The sequence below is a fragment of the Streptomyces sp. GESEQ-35 genome, assembly GCF_017948485.1.
GTDB lineage: Bacteria > Actinomycetota > Actinomycetes > Streptomycetales > Streptomycetaceae > Streptomyces.
On record NZ_JAFFSX010000104.1, the window covers coordinates 1 to 369 of the forward strand.

Sequence of the window (369 nt, forward strand, 5' to 3'; positions counted from 1 at the left end):
AGGGAGAGGCGGCCGGTGAAGAGGGTGGTGTTGTCTTCGGGGTGGTGGAGGGATGCGGTGAGGAGGGGGTGGTCGGTGGTGTCGAGGCCGTGGGCGGTGGCGTCGCCGGTGTGGGGGGTGGCGGTGAGCCAGTAACTCTCGTGTTGGAAGGGGTAGGTGGGCAGGTCGGCGAGGGCGGCGGCGGGAGTCGGCCAGGCGACGGACAGACCGTGGCAGTGCGCGGTGGCCAGCGCCAGGGGGAAGGCGTGCGTCTGGCCGGCGCGCTGGAGCGGGATGGCGGTGGTGTCGTCGGGGACGAGGGTGGCGAGGACCGCGTCCGGGCCCAGCTCGACGAACACCCGCCCGCCCAGCTCCCGGGCCTGCTCGATC

General features: G+C 73.7%; 1 protein-coding gene. It reads right to left on the reverse strand.

Annotation, left to right across the window (positions count from 1 at the left end):
* The coding region (locus KCH87_RS48535) for a hypothetical protein (RefSeq protein WP_210594474.1) at positions 1-369 on the reverse strand (369 nt) is incomplete at both ends.